Source organism: Streptomyces sp. NPDC059248 (assembly GCF_042753905.1).
Taxonomy (GTDB): domain Bacteria; phylum Actinomycetota; class Actinomycetes; order Streptomycetales; family Streptomycetaceae; genus Streptomyces.
In genome coordinates this window covers 63,731-89,790 of record NZ_JBHYZV010000016.1, presented here as the reverse complement: position 1 = coordinate 89,790, position 26,060 = coordinate 63,731, and the positions used below count along the sequence as shown (strand labels likewise).

Here is a 26,060-nt window from a genome sequence, read left to right as displayed (position 1 = left end):
TCACGCCTTCGGCGCGACCTTCGACAGGCCGTTGATGACCCGGTCCATGGCGTCGCCGCCGGTCGGGTCGGTCAGGTTGGCCAGCAGCTTCAGGGTGAAGCGCATCAGCATCGGGTGCGAGAGTCCGCGCTGGGCCGCCAGCTTCATGATCTTGGGGTTGCCGATCAGCTTCACAAAGCCGCGGCCGAGTGTGTAGTAGCCGCCGTACGTGTCCTTGAGGACCTTCGGGTAGCGGTGGAGGGCCAGCTCACGCTGGGACGCGGTCGACCGCGCGCTCGCCTGCACGATGACGTCGGCGGCGATCTGCCCGGACTCCATGGCGTAGGCGATGCCCTCGCCGTTGAACGGGTTGACCAGGCCGCCCGCGTCACCGACGAGCAGCAGTCCGCGGGTGTAGTGCGGCTGGCGGTTGAAGGCCATCGGGAGCGCGGCGCCGCGGATCGGGCCCGTCATGTTCTCCTCGGTGTAGCCCCACTCCTCGGGCATCGAGGCGCACCACGCCTTCAGCACCTCGCGCCAGTCCAGCTCCTTGAAGGAGTCGGAGGTGTTCAGCACGCCGAGGCCGACATTGGACGTGCCGTCGCCCATGCCGAAGATCCAGCCGTAGCCGGGCAGCAGCCGGTCCGGTCCCGGGCCGCGTCGGTCCCACAGTTCGAGCCACGACTCCAGATAGTCGTCGTCGTGGCGCGGGGAGGTGAAGTAGGTCCGGACGGCGACGCCCATCGGGCGGTCCTCGCGGCGGTGCAGCCCCATCGCCAGCGACAGCCGGGTGGAGTTGCCGTCGGCGGCGACGACGAGAGGGGCGTGGAAGGTGACGGGCCGCTTGTCCTCGCCGAGTTTGGCCTCGACTCCGGTGATCCGGCGGGTGCGGTCGTCGACGATCGGCCCGCTGACGTTGCACCGCTCGTAGAGCCGGGCGCCCGCCTTCTGGGCCTGCCGGGCGAGCTGCTCGTCGAAGTCGTCGCGCTTGCGGACGAGTCCGTAGTCCGGGTACGAGGCCAGCTCGGGCCAGTCGAGCTGGAGCCGCGCGCCGCCGCCGATGATGCGCAGGCCCTTGTTCCGGAGCCAGCCCGCCTCTTCGGATACGTCGATCCCCATGGCGACGAGCTGCTTGGTGGCGCGGGGGGTGAGCCCGTCGCCGCAGACCTTCTCGCGCGGGAACGACGTCTTCTCCAGCAGGAGGACGTCCAGACCCGCCTTGGCCAGGTAGTACGCGGTGGTGGCGCCGGCCGGGCCTGCCCCGACGACGATCACATCCGCGGAATGTTCCGTGAGGGGCTCGGTCACGACTGGTCTCTCCCGAGTCTCGGAATTGGGCGTGCCGGCGGCACGGGACACGGGCAGTCTATGTGGACGTACCGATCAGCCGACCGAAGGGCTCCCCCTCATGAGCACCCTCCTCCCCGTTGTCCAGCTGCGCGTGCCGACCGACGAGGACGCGGTGGTGTGGCACCGCATCTTCGCCGATCCCGAGGTGATGGAGTTCCACGGCGGGCGGGCGGCGGAACTGTCCGAGTACGAGGAACTGACGGCACGCCAGCGACGACATGACGCCGAACGTGGCTTCTGCCTGTGGACTCTTCTCGACGAGAACGGTGACGCGATCGGCTTCACGGGCGCGCAGCCGTGGCCGCACGAACGCTTCGGCCCCTTCGGGGAGATCGAGATCGGCTGGCGGCTGGCGCGCCGCGCCTGGGGCCGGGGGTACGCGACGGCCGCCGCGCGCACGACGCTGGACCGGGTCCGCGGGGCGGGGGTATCGAACGTGGTGGCGATGGTCGACGCGCGCAACGAGCGGTCCATAGCCGTCACCCGCAGGCTCGGCATGCGCCGCGCCGAGTCCTTCCCGGTCCCGGACACGGACCGGCACGCGCACTGCTTCCGCCTGGAGCTGGGGTAGCCCGCGCGGCTCCCTGACGGGGCCGGAGCGGGGGGGTCCGGGGGCGCGGGGCCCCCGTCGCCTCCGGCCCGTCAGGGCTTGGTGCCCCGGTGGAGGGCCACCACCCCGGCCGACAGGTCGCGCCAGGCGACCTTCGTCCAGCCCGCCTTCTGGAGCAGCGCGGCCAGCTCGGGCTGGTCCGGCCAGGACTGGATGGATTCGGCCAGGTACTCGTACGCCTCCGGGTTGGAGCAGACCTGGCGCGCCAGCGGCGGCAGGGCGCGCATCAGGTACTCCTCGTAGACCGTGCGGAACGGCGCCCAGGTCGGGTGGGAGAACTCGCAGATCACGACCCGCCCGCCGGGCTTCGTGACCCGGTACAGCTCCCGCAGCGCGCGCTCCGTGTCCTGGACGTTGCGCAGCCCGAAGGAGATCGTCACCGCGTCGAAGACGTCGTCGCGGAACGGCAGCCGCGTCGCGTCACCCGCCGTCAGCGGAAGCCAGGGGTTCCGCTTCTTGCCCTCGGCGAGCATCCCGAGGGAGAAGTCGCAGGGGACGACGAACGCACCGGTACGGGTGAACGGCAGGGACGACGTCCCCGTACCGGCCGCGAGGTCGAGGACCTTCTCCCCGGGCCGGGCGTCGATCGCGCGGGCGACCTGCTTGCGCCAGCGGCGGTCCTGGCCGAGGGAGATGACGTCATTGGTGAGGTCGTAGTTCTTCGCCACCTTGTCGAACATGGAGGCGACTTCGTGCGGCTGCTTGTCCAAGGAGGCTCGGTTCACGCCTCCCATTCTGCCGGGCGCGGGCCCGAACCCGGCGGCGCCCCCGCCCGGGGCGAGGGCGCGGCTCAGCGGCGCCGGTGGAGCAGTCGCCCGCCGAGGACCGTCGCCACGCACTCCCCCGCGTCGAAGACGGCGAAGTCGGCCCGCGTCCCGACGGCACGGGCGTCCAGTACGGCGGCGTACGCGTCCGCAGGCGCCGCGAACCCCGGCGCACCGGCGGGCGCGGCCGCCGCCCCCGGCAGCACCGTGAGACCGGTCCTGGCGATCGCGTCCGCGACGGCCGGGCGGCCGGGCGTACCGGCGATCGCCGTCACCCCGTGGGCCAGCAGCCGCTGCGCCCCGCGCCGGGCGCTCGCGCCCCACCGGGTGTCGTCCATCCCCAGCGCCGTGAGCGCGTCCCCGGTCAGCGGGGCGGTCCCGAGGTCGTCGGCCTCGCGCGGGTCGGGGTGGTAGGCGTGTTCCAGCAGCCATACGCCGTACGGATGGACCAGCCCGGGTACGACGGTGCCGGGCCAGCGGCGCACCCGGGCCCCCGGATGGGCGGCGAGCACCGTCTCGTACGGCCCGACGGCGGCGATCTCCCGGCCCCGGACGGCGACGGCTCCCCCGGGCACGGCGGGGTGCCCGGCGCCGGGCAGCAGCGATCCGGCGGTGTGGACGGTCAGCACACGGCGTCCCGGGTCAGGTGGTGGGGAGGAGCTTCAGCTCGGGGTGCGCGGTGCCGCCCTCGATCGCGGTGGACGAGATATGGGAGACCACCCGCTCGTCGGCCGGGTCGTTCGCCGGGTCGTCGTGGACCACGAGGTGCTCGTAGGTGGTGGCCCGCTGTGCCGGGACCCGGCCCGCCTTGCGGATCAGGTCGATGATCTCCTGGCGGTTGGAGCGGTGCTTGGCGCCGGCCGAGGAGACCACGTTCTCCTCCAGCATGATCGAGCCGAGGTCGTCCGCGCCGTAGTGGAGGGAGAGCTGGCCGACCTCCTTGCCGGTGGTCAGCCACGAGCCCTGGATATGGGCGATGTTGTCCATGAAGAGCCGGGCGATGGCGATCATCCGCAGGTACTCGAAGAGCGTCGCCTGGGTACGGCCCTTGAGGTGGTTGTTCTCGGGCTGGTACGTGTACGGGATGAAGGCCCGGAAGCCACCGGTGCGGTCCTGCGTCTCCCGGATCATCCGGAGGTGCTCGATCCGTTCGGCGTTGGTCTCGCCGGTGCCCATCAGCATCGTGGAGGTGGATTCGACGCCCAGCCGGTGGGCGGTCTCCATGATCTCCAGCCAGCGCTCGCCGGACTCCTTCAGCGGGGCGATCGCCTTGCGCGGGCGGGCGGGCAGCAGTTCGGCCCCGGCGCCTGCGAAGGAGTCGAGTCCGGCCGTGTGGATCCGGCTGATCGCCTCCTCGACCGTGACCCCGGAGATCCGTGCCATGTGCTCGACCTCGGACGCGCCGAGGGAGTGGATCACCAGCTGGGGAAAGGCCGCCTTGATGGCCGCGAAGTGCTCTTCGTAGTACTCGACGCCGTAGTCGGGGTGGTGGCCGCCCTGGAACATGATCTGGGTGCCGCCGAGTTCGACGGTCTCGGCGCAGCGGCGGAGGATGTCGTCGAGGTCGCGGGTCCAGCCCTTGGCCGTGTCCTTGGGCGCCGCGTAGAAGGCGCAGAACCGGCAGGCCGTGACGCAGACGTTGGTGTAGTTGATGTTCCGCTCGATGATGTACGTCGCGATGTGCTCCGTACCGGCGTAGCGGCGGCGGCGCACGGCGTCGGCGGCCCGGCCGAGCGCGTGCAGGGGGGCGGAGCGGTAGAGGTCGAGCGCCTCTTCGGGGGTGATGCGCCCGCCGTCGGCTGCACGGTCCAGGACGGACTGGAGGTCGGCCTTCTCGGTCACCGGGTGTCACCTTTCGGCGGTTCTGCTGGGCTCGTACGGGTCGCGTACGGGCTCTTCGGCGGGCCGGTCCAGCCTACGCCAGGGGCCGGGGCCACCCCGGCCGGGCCCGGACATCGGGCCCGTCGCACCTTCGGGGTCCGTCGCACCCCCGGGGTCCGTCGCGCCCTCGGGACCGTCGCACCCCCGGGGCCGGCCGCCGGCCCGGGGTCAGCCGCCGGCCCGGGTGAGGACGGCCTCGTCGGTGGACCAGCCGCGCGCGCTCCGGGCCGCGTAGTGGAGCCGGTCCTCGTCGGCCCGGCCCTCGTACCGGAAGGTGAACCGCCGGACGCCCGCCGCGCACCCGTGGCCCACCTCGCCCCGCCCGTCCGTGACCAGATGGGTGCTGGTGACGCTGTGGAGGGTCAGCGCGTACTGGCAGAGGAGCTTGCCGTCGGACGCGCTCTCGTCGACGAAGCCGGCCGGCCGGCCGGGACCGGCCTCCAGGATCTCGGCCGTCAACGATCCCGGCTCCTCCGCCGGATCGGCGCTCCCCGGCTGGATCTCGCCCGCCCAGACGTCGGCGAACCGGGCGGGCACACGCGCCAGCGGCGGCGCGGTGGACCCGGGCGCACTCGCACTCGCGCCGGAGGACGGCACCGGCTTCCCGCCCTCCTTCGCCGTGTCGTTGCTCGTCCCGCGGTCGGGCAGCACGTCCTCCAGGACGCCGGTGCCGAGGAGCACGGCGAACAGGGCGAGCGCGAGGGTGAGCGTCACGGAGCAGGTGACGCGGCGACGGCGGCCCGGGGCCCGGTCCCGGCCCGGCGGCCCTTCGGCGGGGCCGGCCGTGACGGTGGCCACGGAGGCGTCGACGGCGAGGGACGGCCGGGGGGACGGCGGTGACGGCGCCGTATGGACGTACGACATCCGGGGGTCGGGCGCGGGCACGGGCACGGACTCCGCGCCCTCCGCCGTCGGCGTCGGCGTCGGCGGGCCGAACCCGACCGCGACCGCCTCGTCGAACGGCACGGGCCCGGAGACGTCGGGACCTCCGGAGACACCGCCCCCGGCGTCGTCGCCCGCCTCCAGGTCCAGCAGCCCCACCGCCATCCGGGTCACCTGCTCCACAAGCGGTCCCGGCAGCCAGCCGGAGCCCATCAGCGCGGCGGGCCCGTCCGGCGCGAGCAGGGCGAGGATCTCCCCGGGCTCCGGGCGGACGCCCGGCTCCTTCTCCAGGCAGCGGAAGACCAGTTCGCGCAGTTCGTCGTCCATCGGCCCGAGTTGGGGCTCCTCGTGGACGACCTTGTACAGCAGTGTCGCGGTGGTGCCGCCCCGGAAGGGGGTCTGTCCGGAGGCCGCGAAGGCGAGCACCGAACCGAGGGAGAAGACGTCGGCCGCGCCCGTGACGTCCTTGCCCAGGATTGCCTCGGGCGACATGAAGCCGGGCGAGCCGACCGTGACCCCGGTGGTGGTGAGGGCGGAGGTGCCGTCCACGGCGCGGGCGATCCCGAAGTCGATCAGCCGGGGCCCGTCGAGGGTGAGCAGGACGTTGGAGGGCTTCACATCGCGGTGGACGAGCCCCAGGGCGTGGACGGCGGCGAGGGCCTGCGCGAGCCCGGCGCCGAGTCCGCGTACCGCCCGGCCGGACAGCGGGCCGTGCTCGTCGACGGCGGCCGAGAGCGCGGGGCCGGCGAAGAAGCCGGTGGCCACCCAGGGGACGGCCGCTTCCGGGTCGGCGTCGAGCACGGGTGCGGTCCATCGGCCGCCGACCCGCCGGGCCGCCTCGACCTCGCGCCGGAACCTGGCCCGGAACGACTCGTCGTGCGCCACATGCGGATGGACGACCTTGACCGCGACCGTCCGGCCGCCCGTACTGCGTCCCAGGTAGACCCGGCCCATGCCGCCCGCGCCGAGCCGGCCGACGAGACGGTACGGGCCGATGGCGCGCGGCTCGTCGGGGCCCAGCGGCTGCATCGGTACTCCACTCCCCCACGTCCGTGGACTCGCCCGTGAACCCGTCCGTGAACCCGTCCGTGGACTTGTCCGTGAACTCGCCCGTGGACGAACTCCCGCCCCCTGCGGGCGTGTCGTACGGCCGTGGACGTACGGGCCCCACCCTAAGGCGCCCCCTCGGCCCCCTCCTAGGGAGTCAGCAGGTCGACGGGGACGTCCGCCGGGAAGCCGGTCGTCGGGCCGACCCGCCGGGCGAACTCGCGGACGCCCGCGAGCTGGTCGGGACCGAACCGGAAGTCGAGGGTACGGAAGTACCGTTCGAGCAGCTCCGCGTCGAAGACCTCCCAGCGGGCGGCCTGTTCGGCGACCTTGGTGACCTCCTCCAGCGACAGATCGCGGGAGGCGAGAAAGGCCCGGTGGACCTCGTGGACGACCTCGGGCTCCCGGGCCAGATACTCCTTGCGCGCCGCCCACACCGCGAAGACAAACGGCAACCCGGTCCACTCCTTCCACATCAGCCCCAGGTCATGGACCTGGAGGCCGAGCCGGGGGGCGTCGTGGAGCGCGGCGCGCAGGGCCGCGTCCCCGATCAGGACGGCCGCTTCGGCCTCCTGCATCATCAGGCCGAGGTCGGGCGGGCAGGTGAAGTAGTCGGGGGTGACACCGAACCGCTCGGCCAGCAGGAGCTGGGCCAGCCGGACGGAGGTACGGGAGGTGGAGCCGAGGGCGACCCGGGCGCCGTCCAGCCGGTCGAGACCGACCTGGGAGACGATGACGCACGACATCACGGGGCCGTCGCAGCCCACCGCGATATCGGGGAAGGCGACCAGTTCGCCGGAGTTGCGGAGGAACTCCACCAGGGTGATCGGCGCGATGTCGAGTTCGCCGCGCACCAGCCGCTCGCTCAGCTTCTCCGGGGTGTCCTTGGTCAGCTCGAAGTCGATGAGCGTCCCGGTCCGGGCCAGCCCCCAGTAGAGGGGCAGGCAGTTGAGGAACTGGATATGGCCCACGCGCGGCCGGTCCCGGCGGCGGTCGCCCGCCCCGGCGCCCGGGGCGGCACCCGGGGCGGGGGTGCCCGGGACGTCCGCCCGGCGGTCGTGGCGCTCGTGGCGCCCCTGGTGTTCCTCGGAGATGTCCACGGCCCGAGGCTAACCGCCCGGGCCACCGGGGCCGCGCGACGGGGCGGTGGGGACGGCCGGGACGCCGGGGGCGTACGCCGTGCGGGCGACGCTCCGACAGCCGCGCCGCAGAGGTACGGCGGTGTCCCTTCCCGGCCCCCGGCTCGTCAGCGAATGGGCGGTCGTTTCAAGCGTCCGGGTGACGTGATCTTCACCTCTACCGCCGCCGGGACCCTGCGTGCTAGGCTCGACGCAAGTTGCAGTTTGGTTTCCCTTGCAGTACAGAGCCTGCGGAGCATGTGACCCGCAGGCTTTTGTAGTTTTCAGACTTGTTTGCAGGTTCTGGAGCAGGGCAACCCTTTGGCCCAAGGAGGGCTTATGGCTACCGGAACCGTCAAGTGGTTCAACGCTGAAAAGGGCTTCGGCTTCATCGCCCAGGACGGCGGCGGCCCGGATGTCTTCGTCCACTACTCCGCGATCAATGCGACCGGCTTCCGGTCCCTCGAGGAGAACCAGGTCGTGAACTTCGACGTCACGCAGGGCCCGAAGGGCCCGCAGGCGGAGAACGTCACCCCGGCCTAATGCCGAGGTGTCGGCGATCGCGTCCGACTTAGAGCAGTACCCAAGAAGCCCCGTCCGCGAGGAACGGGGCTTCTGCCTTTCCCGCGCACGGACACATCGCGGCGACATCGCGGAGACGTCGCGGCCCTGTCGCAGGACCGTCGCGGGCCGGTCGAACCGCCGGGAGAACGATCCGGAAGAACGATCCGGGCGAACCGGGCAACGGGTCGGACCGGCCCGAATGCGCGGCGTTACCGGGCCCCGGGCGGCAGGAATGCCCGGGGAATTCCCTCCACCGCATGGATATTACGGAATCAAACATTCCGGACCCCGGAGATATCCCGGAATTGATCCTCGGGGACGACGCCCGCGCCGGGCGGGCCCGGCAGCGCCTTCTCGTACAGCCAGGCCCGGAACAGCCCCTCAAGCGGCACCGCCGTGTGGCGCTGCGCCAGCGCCGTGAAACCCTCCGTGGTCACCGATCCGTGCCGGTGCGCCGTCGTCCACTCCCGCAGCAGCGCCCGGAACGCCGACTCCCCGATCGCCGTCCGCAGCGCGTGCAGGGTGAGCGCGCCCCGCTCGTACACCCGGTCGTCGAAGAGCCGCCGGAGCCCCGGGTCCGCGATCCGCACGTCCTGGGGCAGCAGGGCGAGCCGGGCCCGCGACCCGGCGGCGCGCTCCGCCGCCGACGGCCCGCCGGACGCCTCGGACCAGAGCCACTCCGCGTACTTCGCGAACCCCTCGTTCAGCCAGATGTGCCGCCAGTCGGCGACGGTCAGGCTGTTGCCGAACCACTGGTGGGCCAGCTCGTGCGCGATCAGCCGTTCGGAGCCGCGCGCGCCGTCCACATGGTTGGCGCCGAAGACGGCGAGGCCCTGGGCCTCCACCGGGACGTCGAGGTCCTCGCCGACGACGACCACACCGTAGGAATCGAAGGGGTAGGGGCCGAAAAGATCCGTGAAGAGGGCCATCATCCGGGGCTGACGGGCGAAGTCGTACGCGAACCTGGTCAGCAGCCTCCGCGGTACGGCGGCGGACTGCGGCACCCCGTCCCCGTCCCCGCCCGTCGGCTCGGTGCCGGGCACGACGACCCGCTCGTACGGCCCGATCTGGACGGTCGCCAGATAGCTGGCCGTCGGCACGGGCTGCTCGTACACCCACCGGGTGGTCGACGAGCCCGCGGTACGGGCCACGAGCCGCCCGTTGGCGACGACGGTGTACGGCGTCGGGGCGGTCACCGCGATCCGGTACGCGGCCTTGTCGTCGGGCCGGTCGTTGCACGGGAACCAGGACGGAGCGCCGTGCGGCTGGGACGCGACGAGAGCGCCCTCGTCGAGCTGCTCCCAGCCCAGTTCGCCCCACTCCCGGGTCCGTACCGGCTGGGGAACGCCCTGGTAGCGGACCTCCACGGTGAACCGCGCCCCGGGTTCGACCGGCCGCGCCGGGGTGATCCGCAGCTTGTCGGCGCGATGCGCCCAGCGGGCCGGGCGCGCCCCGTCGACGAAGACCCCGGTCAGCCGGAACCGCCCGAGGTCGAGCACGACGACGGGCAGACCGCGCAGCGCCACCCCGTGGACGACGGCCCGGCCCGCGAGCCGCCCGGTGTGGGGCACGTACGCCAGATCGAGGTCGTACGCGGTGACGCGGTAGCCGTCGTCGCCGTGCTGCGGAAGGTACGAGTCGGACACTGCCGCGCCGCCTTCGGTCGGGGGTGGGGGGAGGAAGCAGCCGGGGCCGGGGTCCGGGGGGCCGGGGCCACCCGGCCCCCCGTCATCGGTCAGGCCAGGACGCGATCGGGTTGCCCAGCCAGCGGGTACCCGGGGGGACCCGTTCGTCACGGAGCACGAGGGACGCCGGGCCCGCCACCGCGCCCGCGCCGACGACCGCGCCCGGGAGCGCGATGCCGTGCGGGCCGAGGGTCGCCCCCGGGCCCAGTTCGACCGGACCCAGGCGCATGATCCGGTCGTGGAAGAGGTGCGTCTGGAGGACGCACCCGCGGTTCACGGTCGCGCCCGCGCCGACGGTCACCAGATCGGCCTCCGGCAGCCAGTACGTCTCGCACCAGGCGCCCCGCCCGACCCGGGCGCCGATGCCCCGCAGCCACAGGTTCGTCAGCGGGGTGCCGGGGACCGCGCCGATCAGCCAGGGCACGGCGAGCACCTCCACAAAGGTGTCGGCGAGTTCGGCGCGCCAGACGAACCCGGACCACAGGGGGTGCTCCCCCGCCCGGAACCGCCCGTTCAGCACCCATTTCGCACCGGCTGCGACGGCACACGCCACCAGCCCGCCCACCGCCATCAGCGCCCCGGTGGCGGCGACGGCGGCCCCGGCGCCGTACGACCGCGCCAGTGCCGCGAAGCCGTACAGACCGGCGACGGCGAGCCCGGCCGAGCAGAGGACGGGCACGATCCGGCAGGCCTCGACGGCCGCGCGGGCCCATCGCAGCCGTACGGGCGGGGCGTAGGTACGGCTCCGGTCGCCCTCCTCGCGCTCGCGCCGCAGCCGGATCGGCGGCATACCGAGCCATGAACTGCCCGCCTCGGCCCGTTTCGGCGCGGCGGAGAGCACCCCGACGAGGCCGCGTTTGGGCACCCGGCGGCCCGCCGCGGTCATCCCCGAGTTCCCGAGGAAGGCCCGTTTGCCGACCCGGGCGGCGGCGATCCTCATCCGTCCGCCGCCCAGTTCGTAACTGGCCACCATGGTGTCGTCGGCCAGGAACGCGCCGTCCCCGACCGTCGTCATCGACGGCAGCGCCAGAACGGTCGACGCCTCCACGCCCCGGCCCACCCGCATCCCGAGCGCCCGCAGCCAGCCGGGCGTGGCGAGGCTGGCGTAGAGGGGGAAGAGATGGACGCGGGCGGTGTCCATCAGCCGTTCGACGGCCCAGGCGCGCCAGGCGACGGGCCCGTGGACGGGGTGGCTGCCCGCGCGCAGCCCGGCGCCCATGGCGCGTACCCCGGCGAGAATCAGCAGGGCGTACGCCCCCAGGCCGGTGACCGCGGCGAGCGGGACCCCGGCCCAGAGACTCGGCGCGGCGCGCAGCACGAGCAGGGCGGGGAGGGCCGCGACGGCGGGCAGCAGACCGAGGACGAGGGACGTCAGGGCGTAGGCGGCGGTCCAGCGGGCCCGGCGCGGCGGACGGTTCCGCCGGGCGGTGCGGGCCGTGCCGCGGGCGCGGCCGTCGCGTACGGCGGGCACTCCGGACCACCGCTCCCCCGCCGGTACCGTCCCGGTCACCCCCGAGCCGGGCGCGATCTCGGCGCGCTTGCCGATCCGGGCGCCGGGGAAGAGGGTGCTGCGGGCCCCGACGACGGCGTCGGCGCCGATCCGTAGCGCCCCGATCCTGAGCACGTCGCCGTCGAGCCAGTGCCCGGCGAGATCGGCCTCGGGTTCGACCGCGGCGCCCCGGCCGATCCTGAGCATGCCGGTGACCGGCGGCAGGGCGTGCAGATCGACGCCGTCGGCGACCCGGACGCCGAGGGCGCGGGCGTAGTAGGTGAGCCAGCAGCCCGCGAGCTGGGTCGCGCCGCCGAGTTCGGCGAGCCGCTCGGCCGTCCACAGCCGCAGATGGACCCGGCCGCCGCGCGGATACGATCCCGGGCGCACCCCCCACAGCAGGAGGCGGGCGCCGCCCGCGGCGACGGCGATCCGCCCCGGCGGGCTCGCGACCAGCAGCCAGCCCGCGGCGATCCACCACCAGGAGATCCCGGGCCCGACGCCGACGATCTTCGCGGCAGCGGCGGCGACGACGCCCCAGCGGAGCCCGCCGACGGTGAGCAGCGGCACCAGCAGGGCGAACTGGAGGACCCGCGTCCGGCGGGGTACGGGGCGGACCGGGGGTCGGTCACCGGCGGTACGGGTCTCCGGGCGGCCGGGCCGGTCGACAACGGCGGCGAGCGCGCCGAGGGTGGGATGCCGGTAGACGTCGCCGACGGACCCGGTCCCGTACCGCTCCCGGATCCGCGACACCAGCCGTGCCGCGGCGATGCTTCCGCCGCCGTGCGCGAAGAAGTCGTCAGCGGCGGCGGGCGCGGCGGCGCCGAGGAGATCGGTCCACTGGGCGGCGAGCCATGCCTCGGTGCCGGTGAGGGGCCCCGCTGCCGGGGGAGTCCCGTCCCCGGGCGGGGCCTCCCCTGGCAGGGGCCACGGCAGGGCGTCCCGGTCGACCTTCCCGGAGGTCCGGGTCGGCAGCGCGGCCACGACGGCGAGCACGGGCACGAGGGCGTCGGGCAGCAGGGTCCGCAGCCGGGTGAGGGCGGCGGCGCGGTCGAAGCCGTGCGCCTCCGGAACGACATAGCCCACCAGGATCCGGGTGCCCGACGGGGTCGTCCGGATCGCAGCGGCGGCGGCGCGGACCCCGGGCAGGGTCAGCAGCGCCGTATCGATCTCGCCCAGCTCGACGCGTCGGCCGCCGAGCTTGATCTGGTCGTCGGCGCGGCCCACGAAGACCAGCCCGGCGGGTTCGGCCCTGACCAGGTCGCCGGAGCGGTAGGCGCGGGACCAGCCGGTCGCCGCGAGAGGGGCGTAGGCGGCGGCGTCCCGTACCGGGTCGAGATAGCGGGCGAGCCCCGCGCCGCCGATGACGAGTTCGCCCGTGCCGCCCATGGGCACCGGGTCGCCGCGGCCGTCCACGACGGCCAGGTCCCAGCCGTCGAGCGGCAGCCCGATCCGTACCGGACCGCCGTCCGCCGTGAGCCGGGCCGCGCAGGACACGACCGTCGCCTCGGTGGGGCCGTACGTGTTCCACACCTCCCGGCCCGGAACGGCCAGCCGGGCGGCCAGCTCGGGCGGGCACGCCTCACCGCCCAGGATCAGCAGCCGTACGCCGTCGAGCGCGGCGGGCGGCCACAGGGCGGCGAGCGTGGGGACGGTGGATACGACGGTGATCCCGCGTTCGGTGAGCCACGGCGCGAGTTCGGCACCGCCGCGGACGAGGGCGCGGGGCGCGGGCACCAGGCACGCGCCGTGCCGCCAGGCCAGCCACATCTCCTCGCACGACGCGTCGAACGCCACGGACAGCCCGGCGAGCACCCGGTCCCCGGGCCCGAGCGGACCGTCCTGCCCGTCCTGGAGGAAGAGCCGTGCCTCGGCGTCGACGAACGCGGCGGCGGCGCGGTGGGTGACGGCGACGCCCTTGGGGCGTCCGGTGGACCCCGAGGTGAAGATCACCCAGGCGTCGTCGCCGGGGCGGGGCGCGATGCCGGGCGCGCCGTTGGTGGCTTTGCTGGTGGCATTGCTGGTGGCGTTGGTGTCCCGCAGGGTCCGGCCCGGGCCCAGGACGCCCGCGACGCCCGCCTCATCGAAGACGATCCGGGCCCGCTCGGGCGGGTCGTCCGCGTCGACGGGGACGTACGCCGCGCCAGCGGCGAGCACCCCGAGCACGCACACATACAGATCGGCGCCGCCGGACGGCACCCGCACCCCGACCCGCGTCCCCCGCCCGACGCCCCGGTCCACGAGCGCCCGGCGCAGGACGTTCACCTCGGCCAGGAGCGCGCGATACGTCAACGGGGTGACGCCGTCGTCCACTGCGAGGGCGTCGGGGTGGTCGCGGGCGGTGGCGGCGAGGACGTCGACAAGGGTCCGCCCGGGTGCGGCGGGCCCTCCGGCGAAGACGGCGGGCCGCGTGGCCGCGGGCGCGGCGACGGTCATCCGGGGAGCCCTGCGGGGGGCCTGGGCCGGCTCGGGAACATCCGGCACTCTCCGTCCGTCGGCGCGGTGGGCTGACAGACGAGGAGCCTATTTCGGTTTCACCACATATGCCTGTTATGCACATTGCGTATGACGGGTGGGTGGGGCGCGGGGGCTTGGTGTTTCTTGTCGGGTGAGCGTTGCTCCGGGACTCTGCGGGTTGCCTGTGCGGCGCGGGTTGGTCGGTCGACTCCGGGGTTACCTCCTCGCCATCGGCGGAACCCGGGCCCTCGGAAACGCTGACCGCTGCACCCCGCCGACGGCTGCGGGGGCAACCCCGCATCCGCCCTCCCCACGCACACGGACATGCACCCCTCAGCCCGAGATCATCGAGAGGCGCCCCGCCCGGAGATGCCTTTAGGTGCGAGCCTTCGCAGGGGCGTCGGACCGGGTATCCAGGGGCGCGAGGAACTGCGCGACAAGCCCACCACCGGGCCGCACCCGAAACACAACCCCGCCCGGAGGGCGATGCCTCCGCAAGGGCGGTCGGACGGGTATCCAGGGGCGCGAGGAACTGCGCGACAAGCCCACCACCGGGCCGCGGGCCGAAAAATACCCGTGGGCGCCGGACGCGTCCGGTACCGGCCCCGGGTGACCAAGGCGCTCGGGCTCCCCGCGCCGCCGGGCGCACCGGCACCGGAGCCCCCGCTCTCCGTGAGGGGGAGAGCGGGGGCTCCGATGAGCACAGGCGCTTTACGTCACCGCACAGCGCGAGCGTTACGCGGGGGCCGGGATCGACACCTTGCGCTCCGCGTCCACCGGCGGCACGGACTCGTCGTCGATCGAGGTCGACCCCGCCGCGTTGTACTGGTCGTGGTCGAGGATCTTCTCCCTGGCCGCCACGATCACCGGTACGGCCGCCTGTCCCGCCACGTTCGTCGCGGTGCGGATCATGTCGAGGATCGGGTCGATCGCGAGCAGCAGGCCCACGCCCTCCAGCGGGAGGCCCAGGGTGGAGAGGGTCAGCGTCGTCATCACGGTCGCGCCGGTCAGACCGGCGGTCGCGGCCGAGCCGACCACCGAGACGAACACGATCAGCAGGTATTCCTTGATGCCCAGCTGGATGTCGAAGATCTCCGCAACGAAGATCGCGGCCAGGGCCGGGTAGATCGCGGCGCAGCCGTCCATCTTGGTGGTGGCGCCGAACGGTACGGCGAAGGACGCGTACTCCTTCGGCACACCGAGCCGCTCGGTGACCCGCTGCGTCACGGGCATCGTGCCGACGGAGGAGCGGGAGACGAAGGCGAGCTGGATCGCGGGCCAGGCACCCTTGAAGAACTGGATCGGATTGACCTTGGCGACGGCCCAGAGCAGCAGCGGGTAGACGCCGAAGAGGACGAGCAGGCTGCCGATGTAGACGTCGGCGGTGAAGGTCGCGTACTTGCTGATCAGGTTCCAGCCGTAGTCGGCGATGGCGTAGCCGATGAGACCGACGGTGCCCAGCGGGGCGAGCCGGATGACCCACCACAGCGCCTTCTGGAGCAGTTCCAGTACGGACTCGCTGAAGGTGAGGATCGGCTTGGCCTTCTCACCGAGGGCGAGGGCCGCGATACCCGCGACGGCGGCGAGGAAGACGATCTGGAGGACCTTCAGCTCCGCAAAGGGCGTGATGATGTCCGTCGGGATGATCCCGGTCAGGAAGTCGATCCAGGAGCCGGTCTTCTTGGGCAGCGCACCGTCCTTCGGGGTGAGCCCCGTGCCCTCGCCCGGGTTGGTGAGGAGGCCGATCGTGATGCCGATGGCGACCGCGATCAAGGAGGTGATCAGGAACCACAGCAGGGTCTGGCCGGCCAGCCGCGCGGCGTTGTTGACCTTCCGCAGGTTGGTGATCGAGATCAGGATCGCGAAGAAGACGAGCGGTGCGACGGCCAGCTTCAGCAGACGGACGAATATGTCGCCGATCTGCTCCAGCGTGTCCTTGAGCCAGCTGATGTCCTGCTCCCGGGCGAGCCAGCCGAGCAGGACGCCGAGGACCAGACCGGCGACGATCTGGGCCCAGAAGGGGATTCTCGGCAGTCGGGAACCGGAGCCGGACCCGGAAGCCTCGGGCTTCCGGTCGGCGGGGGACGTCGTGTTCGCGGACACGGACACACTCCAGTGATGGCTGAGGAAGGGGTGAGCGGAAGGCGGCGCCCGTGCGCGAGGAGGACTGGTACGTGGCCGGTCGGGGCTGCCGCTGGGGAAAGTGCCGGGGTCAGACCGAGCGGCGACAGACCGCGGACGTGCAGCGGCAGAGGTCGACATGCAGGCGCGCCACGAGCGGGGGGCTCGCGGCATGGCGGAGGCGCACTGATGTCTGCATGGGGAACACGTTAACACCGGAGCTTTGAGGTACTCAAAGGTCATCTTGGAGGTGGAGGAACACGTTTTCCTCGGAATCCACGCCGCAGCATCGGTACTACCCGTATAAACACGGACATCCCGGGTGGGATCTCAAGATCACCACCCGGGATGTGTGACACATCCGATATGCGCGCGATACACGGCTTCATCTGCCGGACATGAGGGAGACGGCGCACTCGGCGGAGCGGCTCCCGTGTGCCCGGGGTGTACGGCCCCGTATCAGGCGATGCCGTCCTCCCGCGTCCGGTTCGCCGCCAGCCGGTCCTTCGCCCGGTCCACGGAGTCGACGATCTGCTCCGACATCGCGTCGCGCTGCTTCCTCAGCAGGACGAAGCTCAGCGGCGCCGACAGCACCAGCGCGAGCAGCAGCACCCAGGCGAGGTTGGCGTCGCCGAGGCCCTTGGGGAGGATCCCGAAGTGGACGAGGGCGAACACGACCGCGAAGCAGCCCGCGAAGACGGCGAGACGGAGGCCGGTGTACTTGATCGCGGCGCTCGACTTGGCAGACACGGAGGCCCTTCTCTCTTCCCGCACGCACGCGCTGTTCACGTACGCGATCTGTGTGAACGTGCTGTTCCAGTGAAGCATGCGCCGAAATCGATCCAAACGGCGGCTACGCGTGCCGCAGTGGCAGCAGCATCGTGATGTCGTCGCGGTAGTCGCCGTGGGCCACCCGGATCGCGTCGGGCACCCGCCCGACCTCCTGGTAGCCGCAGGACGCGTAGAACCGCTCCAGTCCGAGTCCGCCCCGGCAGCCGAGCCGGATCGCCTCGATCCCCTCGAATCCCCGGGCCGCCCGCTCGGCCGCCGCCATAAGACCGCGTCCGTCGCCGCGTCCCTGCCGGTCGGGGTGGACCATGACGGTGTAGAGCCAGATCCAGTGCGTCATCAGCCGATGGCTGTTGAAGGTGAGGAACGCGGTGGCCGCGACCCGTCCCTCCGCGTCATGGCCGACGAGCAGCCGGGACCGCCCATCGGCCAGGGCGGCGAGCTGGCGCACCAGCTCGGGACGGATGTCGTCCACCGTGACGGGCGGTACGAAACCGACCGCGCCGCCCGCGTTGCTGACATCGGCCCAGAGCCGCAGCACACCGTCCCGGAGCGCCGGGTCGACGACGGGGTCGAGGGTGTACGTCAGAGTCACTGTGCCGTCGCTCCCGCTCAGACCCGCATGGGCTGCGGCGACTCGCGCCGGTCCGCCTCGGGGCCCGGGTACTCGCGGATGATCTCGTAGCGCGTGTTCCGCTCGACCGGCCGGAAACCGGCGTCCCGGATCAGCTCCAGCAGATCGTCGCGGGTCAGCTTGTTCGGCGTGCCGTAGTTGTCGGCGTCGTGGGTGATCTTGTACTCGACCACCGAGCCGTCCATGTCGTCGGCGCCGTGCTGGAGCGCGAGCTGGGCGGTCTGCACTCCGTGCATCACCCAGAACACCTTGACGTGCGGCACATTGTCGAAGAGCAGCCGGGAGACGGCGAAGGTCTTCAGCGCCTCGGCGCCGGTCGCCATCGTCGTCCGCGCCTGAAGCTTGTTGCGGACCTTGCCGTCCTTCATGTCGACGAAGTCGTGCTGGTAGCGCAGCGGGATGAAGACCTGGAAGCCGCCGGTCTCGTCCTGCAGCTCACGCAGCCGCAGGACGTGGTCGACGCGGTGCCTGGGCTCCTCGATGTGTCCGTACAGCATCGTGCTCGGGGTCTTGAGCCCCTTGCTGTGCGCGAGCCGGTGGATGCGCGACCAGTCCTCCCAGTGGGTCTTGTGGTCGACGATGTGCTGCCGGATCTCCCAGTCGAAGATCTCCGCGCCGCCGCCGGTGAGCGATTCCAGTCCGGCCTCGATCAGCTCGTCGAGGATCTCGGACGCCGACATGCCCGAGATCGTCTCGAAATGGTGGATCTCGGTGGCGGTGAACGCCTTGAGGGAGACGTTCGGCAGCGCCTCCTTGAGGGCGGAGAGCGACCGGGGGTAGTAGCGCCACGGCAGATTGGGGTGGAGCCCGTTGACGATGTGCAGCTCGGTGAGGTTCTCGTTCTCCATCGCCTTGGCGAGGCGGACGGCTTCCTCGATCCGCATCGTGTACGCGTCCTTCTCGCCCGGCTTCCGCTGGAAGGAGCAGTACGCGCAGGACGCGGTGCACACATTCGTCATATTGAGGTGGCGGTTGACGTTGAAGTGGACGACGTCACCGTTCTTGCGGGTGCGGACCTCGTGCGCGAGGCCGCCGAGCCAGGCGAGGTCGTCCGAGTCGTAGAGCGCGATCCCGTCCTCACGGGTCAGCCGCTCACCGGCCAGGACCTTCTCCTCCAGCTCGCGCTTGAGCCCAGCGTCCATGCGCCCGCCTCCCACTTTCCTCGTCCGTCGAGCCTCGTCCATCGGGCCCCGTCCACGGTACTTGGCCCGCCACCGGCGGGCGGGAGTGCCCCCGCCGCCCGGGTGGCGTCCCCGTCAGTCCTGGGCGGGCAGATCGCCGACCCGGTTCTCCCACTTGGTGGAGAGGACGATCGTCGTACGGGTCCTGGAGACGCCCCGGGTGCCGCTCAGCCGGCGGATGGTCTTCTCCAGGCCGTCGACGTCGTTGGCCCGGACCTTGAGCATGTACGAGTCGTCGCCCGCGATGAACCAGCAGTCCTCGATCTCGTCCAGATCGCGGAGCCTGCGGGCCACGTCCTCGTGGTCGGCGGCGTCGGAGAGGGAGATGCCGATCAGGGCGGTGACACCGAGCCCGAGGGAAGCGGCGTCGACGGTGGCGCGGTAGCCGGTGATGACACCCGCCGCCTCCAGCCGGTTGATCCGGTCGGTGACGCTGGGCCCGGAGAGCCCGACGAGCCGTCCCAGCTCGGCGTAGGAGGCCCTGCCGTTCTCGCGTAGGGCCTGGATGAGCTGCCTGTCCACCGCGTCCATAAACCTGGAGCCTTCCATTATTCAGCAGTCCAGTGAGTATCAGAATGAAACTAAGGCATCCAGGGATTTGTCCCTGCGATCCCCGAAAAAGTCTGTCGGTACGGGTCCGGTGTGGATACCGGTACTGATGCCTGTACGAATCCCCCGCCGCCGACCGCCGGGCCCGGAAGGGCCCCGCTCAGCGCGCCCCCTCGCCCCCGTCGCCCGTGTCCTCCGCCTTCTTGGCGCCCGCGCCGATCTCGCCCTCCCACCGCCGGTAGAGGGTGTGCGGCACCCCCACGGCGTCGAGCACCCGCCCGGCGACGAAGTCCACCAGGTCCTGGATGTGCGTCGCCCCGGCGTAGAACGCGGGCGAAGCGGGCAGGACGACGGCCCCGGCCTGGTCGAGGGTGACGAGATGACGGAGCGTCTGCCCGTTGAGCGGTGTCTCGCGTACGGCGACGACCAGGGGCCGCCGCTCCTTGAGCGTCACGCTCGCCACCCGCTGGAGGAGGTCCTTGGAGAGCCCGAGCGCCACCCCGGCGACGGCGGCGGTCGACGCGGGCACGATCAGCATGCCTTTCGCGGGGTACGACCCCGAGGACGGCCCGGCCGCGAGATCCCCGGCGTTCCAGTACCGCAGGTCACCGAGTTCGACCCGGTACGTCCCCGGCCGCCCGTCGGCCCCCCGGCCCAGCCACTCCGTCAGATCGTCCCGCCAGCGCGCGTCGCGGAAGGAGATCCCGGTCTCGTCGAGCAGGGTGAGCCGCGAGGCCCGCGACACCACGAGGTCGACGCTCTCGCCCGCGTCGATCAGCCCCCGCAGCACGGCGGCGGCGAACGGCGTCCCGGACGCGCCCGACACCCCCACGACCCAGGGCCGCCGTACGCCTTCCCGCGCGGACGCGCTCGCCTCGTCGCCGTCGTCGCGGGGTTCGTCTCGTACTGGCTCCACACGGGGAGCCTATCCGGCGCCCGCCCGACGGGTTCCACCGTCCTCAGGGCGCGGTCAGGGGGGTGCCGGCAGAGACCGTCCCCCGTGGGGGAGCCCGGTCACTTCCCGGGGTCGACCGGGAGCACCGAGGTGTCGAACGCCAGCTTGCCGAGCGACGTCCCGACGGTGATCTGTTCCCCGTACGGAAGGGTGTCGCTGCCCCGGTAGCCGTCGGGGCCCGGGTTCCAGCGGATGGTCAGCTCGCCCTTGAGCGGATTGAAGATCAGGTAGTGGCCGATGCCCCTGGCCGCGTACTGGCGGTCCTTGACCTCGTAATCGTTGCGGGCGCTGCTCGGTGAGACGACCTCCATCACCAGCTCGACCAGATCCGCGGAGTACACGGCGAGGTTGCGGTTCTTCTCCTCCGTGGGAATCACGGCGAGATCGGGGCAGAACTCGTTCTCCTCGGTGAACGGCATCGCGACATCGCTGACCAGGGCCCATTCCGCCGCTAGCTGTGGCTCCAGCAGCATCCACAGACGCACGATCGTCTCGTTGTGGAACGCCCGTACGGGACTCATCACGATGTTGCCCTCGACAATCTCTGTCCGATAGCCGGGGAACATGTCCTCGAACCGGCTGAGCTGCGAGTGCAGGCGATCGGTCTCCGACGTCACCATGACAACACCTCCCGTGTCCTGCCCTCGATGGTAGGCCGGAGGCTAGCTACACGGTCAGACCGCGCACCACCAGATCGAGCAGAGCACACACGAAGAGGGTAATTCCGATAAACCCATTGACCGTGAAGAACGCCCGGTTCAGCCGGGAGAGGTCGTGCGGCCGGACGATGGTGTGCTCGTAGCCGAACGCGCCCACCACGATCGCCAGACCCACCCAGAAGAACGCGCCCGCGTCCGTCGCCAGCCCGTACCAGACCAGCAGCGCCGTGGTGATCGCGTGGCAGACCCGGGCGCCGTGGAGGGCGGCCGGGACGCCGAAGCGGGCCGGGACGGACTTCACACCGTCCGCCCGGTCGGCGGTGACGTCCTGGGTGGCGAAGATCAGGTCGAAGCCGCCGATCCAGACGCCGACCGCGAGGCCGAGGATCACGGCGTCCCACGACCAGGCGCCGGTCACCGCGAGCCAGGCGCCGATCGGTCCCATGGCCTGGGCCAGACCGAGGATGGCGTGCGGGAAGTTCGTGAACCTCTTCCCGTACGGATAGACCACCATCGGGACGACGGCGACCGGGGCCAGCGCGAGACAGAGCGGGTTCAGCGCCGCGGCGGCGCCCAGGAAGACGGCCAGCGCGATCAGCGCGCCGGTCCACGCGGACCGTACGCTCACCGCCCCCGTGACCAGTTCGCGGCCCGCGGTGCGCGGGTTGCGGGCGTCGATCTCGCGGTCGATGATCCGGTTGCAGGCCATGGCGAAGGTCCGCAGGCCGACCATGGCGACCGTGACGATCAGCAGCTCGGTCCAGTGGACGCTCTTGTCCACCTGGTACATCGCGGTCAGGGCGGCGATATAGGCGAACGGCAGGGCGAAGACCGAGTGCTCGATCATCACCAGCCGCAGAAACGCCTTGACCTTGTTCCCGGCGGGCGCGACGGGACCGGCGGCCCCGGGAACCCCGGCTCCGGCGGCCCCCGCGGCCGCCCCGGCCCCGGCGGCGGAGTCCGCCGCCGTCACAGGCCGTACTCCTTCCAGCGCCGGTCCACCAGCGCCGCGGTGTCGGGGTCGGACTCGACCATGTTGGGCCAGCCGCGGGTGTACCCCTCCTCGGGCCACTTCGTGGTGGCGTCGATCCCCGCCTTGCCGCCCCAGAACTGCTGGTAGGAGGCGTGGTCCAGATGGTCCACCGGACCCTCGACCACGGTCAGGTCCCGGGCGTAGTCGGTGTTCCCGAACGCCCGCCAGGCGACCTCGTGCAGATCGTGGACGTCGCAGTCCTTGTCCACCACGATGATCAGCTTCGTCAGGGACATCATGTGGGCGCCCCAGATCGCGGACATCACCTTCTGCGCGTGCTTGGGGTACCGCTTGTCGATGGAGACGATCGCGCAGTTGTGGAAGCCGCCCGCCTCCGGCAGGTGGTAGTCCACGATGTCCGGCACGATGATCTTCAGCAGCGGCAGGAAGAACCGCTCGGTGGCCCGGCCCAGCGGCCCGTCCTCCGTCGGCGGCCGGCCGACCACGATCGACTGGAGCAGCGGACGCTTCCGCATGGTGACGCAGTCGATGGTCAGCGCCGGGAAGTCCTCCTGCGGCGTATAGAAACCGGTGTGGTCGCCGAAGGGGCCCTCGGGGAGCATCTTCCCCGGCTCCAGCCACCCCTCGATGACGACCTCCGCCTGGGCGGGCACCTGCAACGGCACGGTCTTGCAGTCGACCATCTCGATCCGCTTGCCCTGGACGAACCCGGCGAACAGGTACTCGTCGATGTCGCCGGGCAGCGGCGCGGTGGAGGCGTACGTCACCGCCGGCGGGCAGCCGAAGGCGATGGCGACGGGCAGCCGCTCGCCCCGCCGGGCCGCGACCTGGTAGTGGTTCGCGGAGTCCTTGTGGATCTGCCAGTGCATACCGATGGTCCGGCGGTCGTGCCGCTGGAGCCGGTAGAGCCCGAGGTTCCGTACCCCCGTCTCCGGATGCTTCGTATGCGTCAGGCCCAGATTGAAGAACGAGCCGCCGTCCTCGGGCCAGGTGAAGAGCGCCGGCAGCTGATCGAGATCGACGTCGTCACCCTGGAGGACGACCTCCTGCACGGGGGCGTCCTTCACCTTCTTCGGCGGTACGTGGACCATCGAGCCGAGCTTGCCGAACGCCTCGCGCACCCCGACGAAGCCGTGCGGGAGCTCCGGCTTCAGCAGCCCGCCGATCTTGTCGCTGATCTCGGTGTACGACTTCAGCCCGAGCGCCTTCAGCAGCCGCCGGTCGGTACCGAAGACATTCATCGCCAGCGGCATCGACGAGCCGCGGACGTTCTCGAAGAGGAGCGCGGGACCGCCGGCCTTGTTGACCCGGTCGACGATCTCACCGACCTCCAGATGCGGGTCGACCTCGACCTTGATACGCGTGAGGTCTCCCTCGCGCTCCAGGGCCCTGAGCAGGGTACGAAGATCCTCGTATGCCATGGGCCCCAGTATCCGGTACCGGCTACCCTGGCCACGTCACCGGGTGCCCGCCCGCGCCCCGCAGCCTCTCCTTGGGGGACCGTAACCACCATGCTCCGGTATCTGCCGTTCCTTCTGGTCCTGGCGCTGTGGATCTATGCCTTCATCGATGTGCTGAACACCCCGGAGAAGGAAGTACGGCACCTCCCCAAGCTGGCATGGGTCTTCATCGTGCTGCTCTTCGGCGAGGTACTGCTCGGCCCGATCGCCTGGTTCGTCGCGGGCCGCCCGCGCCGGACCCCGGCGTACGGCGGCGGAGGCGGAGGCGGCGCCTTCTCCGGCGGGGGCCGTCGCGGTGGTGGCTGGGTCGCGCCGGACGACAATCCGGACTTCCTGAAGTCGCTGGGCGACGAGTCGAAGCGGGAGCGGGAGAACCCGGCCGAGCCCACGGAAGACGACAAGAAGGACGACAAGAAGAACGACGGCAAGGACGACAAGGAGAAGTAGGAGCGGCCCGTGGAGCTACGTCTCCTGGTGACCTTCGCGAAGGTCGCGGAACTCCTCGGCTTCACCGCCGCGGCGACCGAGCTGCGGTACGCCCAGTCCAGTGTGACCGCACAGATCCGGGCCCTCGAAGCCGATCTCGGCGTCCAGCTCTTCGACCGGCTCGGCGGGCGGATCCGGCTCACCGGGGCCGGTGAGCGGCTGCTGCCGTACGCCCGCCGGATCATCGACCTCCACGACGAGGCGCGGGCGGCCGTCGCGGAGACCGGGGAGCCCGAGGGCGTGCTGACGGTCGGCACGATGGAGTCGCTGACGTCCTATCGGCTGCCGCCGCTGCTCGAACTCTTCCACCACCGCTATCCGGCGGTACGCCTCTCCCTGCGCCCCGCCCTCGGCGACGAGACCCGCCGGGCGGTGCTCAACGGCGGATACGACATCGGCTTCCTCATGGACCCCGCGACCACGCATCCGGGGCTCCGTACGGAGATCCTCACCGAGGAGGCGCTGGTCCTGGTGGCCGCGCCCCGCCACCATCTGGCCGGGGCCGCGACGCTGACCACGGCCGGCCTGGTGGGCGAACAGCTCCTGGGCACCGAGCCCGGCTGCCCGTACCGCGACCTCTTCGAGGCGGAGCTGCGCCGCGAGTCCGGGACGACCCCGCCGTTCCGCGAGTACGGCACCCTGGAGGCGACCAAGCAGGGGGTGGCCGCCGGTCTCGCGGTGGCCCTGCTCCCCCGGGTGGCGGTCCGCGCCGAACTGGCCGCCGGGTCGCTGGTGGCCCTGCCCTGGGAGCCGCCGTTCCGGCTGTACACGCAGGTCGCGTGGCGGGAGGGGATGCGGCTGCCGCGCCATGTCCGGCTCTTCATCGACGAGACGCTGCGGCTGGTACGGGAGCAGGAGTCGGAGTCGCGGCCGGGGCCGGGGCCGCTGGAGGGCGTCGGGTGACGCGGAGGCTCGCGGCGACGATCAGCGGCAGCCCGAGGGCCTGGAGCAGCCCGATGTGGTGCCCGTACACAGCCCAGTCGACGACCAGGGCCACGGCCGGGTAGACGAAGGCGAGTACGGCGATCTTCGCGGTGGACAGCCGCTGATAGGCCGCGTACATCAGGACGTACATCACCCCGGTGTGCAGCAACCCGAGCCCCACCAGCCACGCCCAGCCCGCCCCGAGCCCGTTCACCTCGGCGAGTTCGGCGATCGGCAGCAGCAACGGCAGCCCGACCAGCACCTGGACGAGTGCGACGAGATGCGGTCTGACCCCGCTGACCTGCTTGGTGATCAGGGTCGACGCGGCGTAGAGGAGAGCGGCGAGCAGGGCGAACCCGATCCCGGCGAGCGACGCGGTGTCGCCGGGACCGACCCCGGACACCAGCACGAGCCCGGCGAAGGCGGCACCCAACCACCCGAGCTGCCCCCGGGTCAGCCGCTCCCGCAGCACCACGGCCCCCAGCAGTACCAGGAAGAACGGCTGGGTGTGGTAGACGACGGTGGCCAGGGATATCGAGCTGTTCTCATAGGCGGAGAACAGGAACACCCAGTTCAGCACGATCAGCACCCCACCGAGCGCGGCGAGCCCGAGGGTGCGCCGGGTGAACCCGTGATCGCGGAAGTACCCGCGGACGAGGGCGTATCCGCCGAGGGCGAGCGCCCCGAAGAGGCACCGGAAGAGGACGACGGTGGAGGGTGACGCCGTCGACTCGACGACGAAGACCCCGATGGTCCCGGAGATCACCATGGCCGCGGTCAGCTGGACCGCGCCGGTCTGTTCACTGGTCATACGGCGACGTTAGAACCGTCCGGCCCGGGGATCGAGCGCCTGCCGCGGCGTCCTGCCGATGGGCCCATCGGCCCCGCCGATGACAACAGTTCAGGCCCGTGGCGGCAGCTCAGGCCCACCCGATGAAGTCGGCCCAGGCGCCCGGGCCGAGGTCGAGCAGGGGCCCGTCCGCGACCTTGGAATCGCGGATGTGCACGGTGGCCGGGCAGGCGGCGACCTCGACGCAGTTCTCACCGGAGCCGCTGCTGCTGTAGCTGGACTTCTGCCAGGTCAGGGCGACTTCGACACAGTCACCGTGACCGCCGCTTTTGCTGTAGCTGCTCTTGAACCAGGTCAGATCTGTGGCGCGCATCGGTGCTCCTCACATCCGCCGGAAGGTCACGCGGTGGTCCAGAGTAGGGCCGGACCCCGCGCCCCGACACCACGCCGGTTCAGAACGGCCGGATCAAGCCACGGAGTCCGGAGGTCTCCGCCGTATGGGGGAGACGGCTGCGCGCCGGGGTGGATGTGCCCCTCGGCCGGGACGGAATCGCGATCGCCGACGACCTGTCACGCGCGACGGGCCTCCTGGAGCACGGCCTCAGCGGGACGATGCGGTTCGTGGACGGCTTCTTCGTCCTGGGAGGAGTGCTGTACGCCATGGCGCTCCGTCCCAGCCGCCCGGGGTGAAG

At 71.9% G+C, this 26,060-nt stretch carries 25 protein-coding genes; 5 read left to right on the top strand and 20 right to left on the bottom strand.

Translation table 11 applies throughout. The annotated features are described in order from the left end of the window. Positions 1-1,287 carry a geranylgeranyl reductase family protein gene (locus tag ACFXG1_RS09610; RefSeq protein WP_384709933.1) on the bottom strand — a complete coding sequence of 429 codons (1,287 nt, stop codon included), beginning with the start codon at positions 1,285-1,287 and terminating at the stop codon, positions 1-3. A 100-nt stretch (positions 1,288-1,387) separates the two neighbouring features. Here ACFXG1_RS09610 and ACFXG1_RS09605 point away from each other — a divergent pair, with 100 nt between their 5' ends. Further along, entirely contained in the window at positions 1,388-1,900 is a 513-nt protein-coding gene (locus ACFXG1_RS09605) for a GNAT family N-acetyltransferase (RefSeq protein WP_384709936.1), read from the top strand. Positions 1,901-1,971: 71 nt separating this feature from the next. Here ACFXG1_RS09605 and ACFXG1_RS09600 read toward each other — a convergent pair whose 3' ends face one another. The 5 genes from ACFXG1_RS09600 to ACFXG1_RS09580 form a co-directional block, all read right to left on the bottom strand. Beyond that, a complete protein-coding gene (locus ACFXG1_RS09600; protein ID WP_384709940.1) occupies positions 1,972-2,664 on the bottom strand; it encodes a demethylmenaquinone methyltransferase in 693 nt (230 codons plus the stop codon). A 65-nt stretch (positions 2,665-2,729) separates the two neighbouring features. Then, on the bottom strand, positions 2,730-3,332 hold the full coding sequence (locus ACFXG1_RS09595; protein ID WP_384709943.1) for a hypothetical protein: 603 nt from the start codon (positions 3,330-3,332) through the stop codon (positions 2,730-2,732). 13 nt (positions 3,333-3,345) lie between these two features. After that, positions 3,346-4,545 (bottom strand): cyclic dehypoxanthinyl futalosine synthase, encoded by a 1,200-nt coding sequence (mqnC, locus tag ACFXG1_RS09590; protein WP_384709946.1) that lies wholly within the window; start codon positions 4,543-4,545, stop codon positions 3,346-3,348. A 207-nt stretch (positions 4,546-4,752) separates the two neighbouring features. Beyond that, entirely contained in the window at positions 4,753-6,495 is a 1,743-nt protein-coding gene (locus tag ACFXG1_RS09585) for a serine/threonine-protein kinase (RefSeq protein WP_384741906.1), read from the bottom strand. Between the two features lie 167 nt (positions 6,496-6,662). Continuing rightward, entirely contained in the window at positions 6,663-7,484 is an 822-nt protein-coding gene (locus tag ACFXG1_RS09580) for a menaquinone biosynthetic enzyme MqnA/MqnD family protein (RefSeq protein WP_384714655.1), read from the bottom strand. 486 nt (positions 7,485-7,970) lie between these two features. Here ACFXG1_RS09580 and ACFXG1_RS09575 point away from each other — a divergent pair, with 486 nt between their 5' ends. After that, complete coding sequence (locus ACFXG1_RS09575; RefSeq protein ID WP_017948713.1) at positions 7,971-8,174, top strand: cold-shock protein; 204 nt, start codon at positions 7,971-7,973, stop codon at positions 8,172-8,174. Positions 8,175-8,467: 293 nt separating this feature from the next. On the opposite strand, the gene ACFXG1_RS09570 is transcribed toward ACFXG1_RS09575, so the two are convergent. From ACFXG1_RS09570 to ACFXG1_RS09515, 12 genes are all read right to left on the bottom strand, one after another. After that, positions 8,468-9,841 (bottom strand): M1 family metallopeptidase, encoded by a 1,374-nt coding sequence (locus tag ACFXG1_RS09570; RefSeq protein ID WP_384714649.1) that lies wholly within the window; start codon positions 9,839-9,841, stop codon positions 8,468-8,470. An 82-nt stretch (positions 9,842-9,923) separates the two neighbouring features. Beyond that, complete coding sequence (locus ACFXG1_RS09565; protein WP_384714652.1) at positions 9,924-13,805, bottom strand: Pls/PosA family non-ribosomal peptide synthetase; 3,882 nt, start codon at positions 13,803-13,805, stop codon at positions 9,924-9,926. 756 nt (positions 13,806-14,561) lie between these two features. After that, positions 14,562-15,929: a dicarboxylate/amino acid:cation symporter gene (locus ACFXG1_RS09560; protein ID WP_384741903.1), complete on the bottom strand. Its 1,368-nt coding sequence runs from the start codon at positions 15,927-15,929 to the stop codon at positions 14,562-14,564. Between the two features lie 109 nt (positions 15,930-16,038). Further along, complete coding sequence (locus ACFXG1_RS09555) at positions 16,039-16,146, bottom strand: putative leader peptide (RefSeq protein ID WP_384707438.1); 108 nt, start codon at positions 16,144-16,146, stop codon at positions 16,039-16,041. Between the two features lie 260 nt (positions 16,147-16,406). Beyond that, a complete protein-coding gene (locus ACFXG1_RS09550) occupies positions 16,407-16,697 on the bottom strand; it encodes a DUF4229 domain-containing protein (RefSeq protein ID WP_384707435.1) in 291 nt (96 codons plus the stop codon). Between the two features lie 103 nt (positions 16,698-16,800). Beyond that, positions 16,801-17,331: a GNAT family N-acetyltransferase gene (locus ACFXG1_RS09545; RefSeq protein WP_384707432.1), complete on the bottom strand. Its 531-nt coding sequence runs from the start codon at positions 17,329-17,331 to the stop codon at positions 16,801-16,803. A gap of 17 nt (positions 17,332-17,348) precedes the next feature. Continuing rightward, the gene (gene mqnE / locus ACFXG1_RS09540; RefSeq protein ID WP_384707429.1) at positions 17,349-18,512 is read right to left on the bottom strand and encodes an aminofutalosine synthase MqnE; all 1,164 of its coding nucleotides are present in this window, start codon (positions 18,510-18,512) and stop codon (positions 17,349-17,351) included. A 114-nt stretch (positions 18,513-18,626) separates the two neighbouring features. Further along, a complete protein-coding gene (locus ACFXG1_RS09535; protein WP_384707426.1) occupies positions 18,627-19,082 on the bottom strand; it encodes an Lrp/AsnC family transcriptional regulator in 456 nt (151 codons plus the stop codon). A 178-nt stretch (positions 19,083-19,260) separates the two neighbouring features. After that, entirely contained in the window at positions 19,261-19,932 is a 672-nt protein-coding gene (locus ACFXG1_RS09530) for a UbiX family flavin prenyltransferase (protein ID WP_384707452.1), read from the bottom strand. Positions 19,933-20,114: 182 nt separating this feature from the next. After that, entirely contained in the window at positions 20,115-20,675 is a 561-nt protein-coding gene (locus tag ACFXG1_RS09525) for a Uma2 family endonuclease (RefSeq protein WP_384707424.1), read from the bottom strand. Positions 20,676-20,721: 46 nt separating this feature from the next. Then, positions 20,722-21,687: a menaquinone biosynthesis prenyltransferase MqnP gene (gene mqnP, locus ACFXG1_RS09520; protein ID WP_384707421.1), complete on the bottom strand. Its 966-nt coding sequence runs from the start codon at positions 21,685-21,687 to the stop codon at positions 20,722-20,724. Then, a complete protein-coding gene (locus tag ACFXG1_RS09515; RefSeq protein WP_384707418.1) occupies positions 21,684-23,129 on the bottom strand; it encodes a menaquinone biosynthesis decarboxylase in 1,446 nt (481 codons plus the stop codon). The genes mqnP and ACFXG1_RS09515 overlap by 4 nt, the downstream gene beginning before the upstream one ends. Positions 23,130-23,219: 90 nt before the next feature. Here ACFXG1_RS09515 and ACFXG1_RS09510 point away from each other — a divergent pair, with 90 nt between their 5' ends. Both ACFXG1_RS09510 and ACFXG1_RS09505 read left to right on the top strand, forming a co-directional pair. Beyond that, positions 23,220-23,615, top strand: a complete 396-nt coding sequence (locus tag ACFXG1_RS09510) for a PLD nuclease N-terminal domain-containing protein (RefSeq protein ID WP_384707415.1) — start codon at positions 23,220-23,222, stop codon at positions 23,613-23,615. Between the two features lie 9 nt (positions 23,616-23,624). Next, complete coding sequence (locus tag ACFXG1_RS09505) at positions 23,625-24,557, top strand: LysR family transcriptional regulator (protein WP_384707412.1); 933 nt, start codon at positions 23,625-23,627, stop codon at positions 24,555-24,557. Here ACFXG1_RS09505 and ACFXG1_RS09500 read toward each other — a convergent pair. Both ACFXG1_RS09500 and ACFXG1_RS09495 read right to left on the bottom strand, forming a co-directional pair. Beyond that, on the bottom strand, positions 24,475-25,389 hold the full coding sequence (locus ACFXG1_RS09500; RefSeq protein ID WP_384707409.1) for a DMT family transporter: 915 nt from the start codon (positions 25,387-25,389) through the stop codon (positions 24,475-24,477). The genes ACFXG1_RS09505 and ACFXG1_RS09500 overlap by 83 nt on opposite strands. 109 nt (positions 25,390-25,498) lie before the next feature. Further along, on the bottom strand, positions 25,499-25,741 hold the full coding sequence (locus ACFXG1_RS09495; RefSeq protein WP_384707406.1) for a DUF397 domain-containing protein: 243 nt from the start codon (positions 25,739-25,741) through the stop codon (positions 25,499-25,501). A 149-nt stretch (positions 25,742-25,890) separates the two neighbouring features. Here ACFXG1_RS09495 and ACFXG1_RS09490 point away from each other — a divergent pair, with 149 nt between their 5' ends. Beyond that, on the top strand, positions 25,891-26,058 hold the full coding sequence (locus tag ACFXG1_RS09490) for a hypothetical protein (protein WP_384741898.1): 168 nt from the start codon (positions 25,891-25,893) through the stop codon (positions 26,056-26,058). Positions 26,059-26,060: the final 2 nt, after the last annotated feature.

What these genes read in the sequence shown, in the direction of transcription:
- ACFXG1_RS09525 (WP_384707424.1), bottom strand. Translation starts at nt 20,675, where the DNA reads ATGGTGACGTCGGAGACCGATCGCCTGCACTCGCAGCTCAGCCGGTTC.
- ACFXG1_RS09515 (WP_384707418.1), bottom strand. Translation starts at nt 23,129, where the DNA reads ATGGCATACGAGGATCTTCGTACCCTGCTCAGGGCCCTGGAGCGCGAG.
- mqnE (WP_384707429.1), bottom strand. Translation starts at nt 18,512, where the DNA reads ATGGACGCTGGGCTCAAGCGCGAGCTGGAGGAGAAGGTCCTGGCCGGT.
- ACFXG1_RS09605 (WP_384709936.1), top strand. Translation starts at nt 1,388, where the DNA reads ATGAGCACCCTCCTCCCCGTTGTCCAGCTGCGCGTGCCGACCGACGAG.
- ACFXG1_RS09495 (WP_384707406.1), bottom strand. Translation starts at nt 25,741, where the DNA reads ATGCGCGCCACAGATCTGACCTGGTTCAAGAGCAGCTACAGCAAAAGC.
- ACFXG1_RS09555 (WP_384707438.1), bottom strand. Translation starts at nt 16,146, where the DNA reads ATGCAGACATCAGTGCGCCTCCGCCATGCCGCGAGCCCCCCGCTCGTG.
- ACFXG1_RS09500 (WP_384707409.1), bottom strand. Translation starts at nt 25,389, where the DNA reads ATGACCAGTGAACAGACCGGCGCGGTCCAGCTGACCGCGGCCATGGTG.
- ACFXG1_RS09565 (WP_384714652.1), bottom strand. Translation starts at nt 13,805, where the DNA reads ATGACCGTCGCCGCGCCCGCGGCCACGCGGCCCGCCGTCTTCGCCGGA.
- ACFXG1_RS09575 (WP_017948713.1), top strand. Translation starts at nt 7,971, where the DNA reads ATGGCTACCGGAACCGTCAAGTGGTTCAACGCTGAAAAGGGCTTCGGC.
- ACFXG1_RS09585 (WP_384741906.1), bottom strand. Translation starts at nt 6,495, where the DNA reads ATGCAGCCGCTGGGCCCCGACGAGCCGCGCGCCATCGGCCCGTACCGT.
- ACFXG1_RS09535 (WP_384707426.1), bottom strand. Translation starts at nt 19,082, where the DNA reads ATGGACGCGGTGGACAGGCAGCTCATCCAGGCCCTACGCGAGAACGGC.
- ACFXG1_RS09510 (WP_384707415.1), top strand. Translation starts at nt 23,220, where the DNA reads ATGCTCCGGTATCTGCCGTTCCTTCTGGTCCTGGCGCTGTGGATCTAT.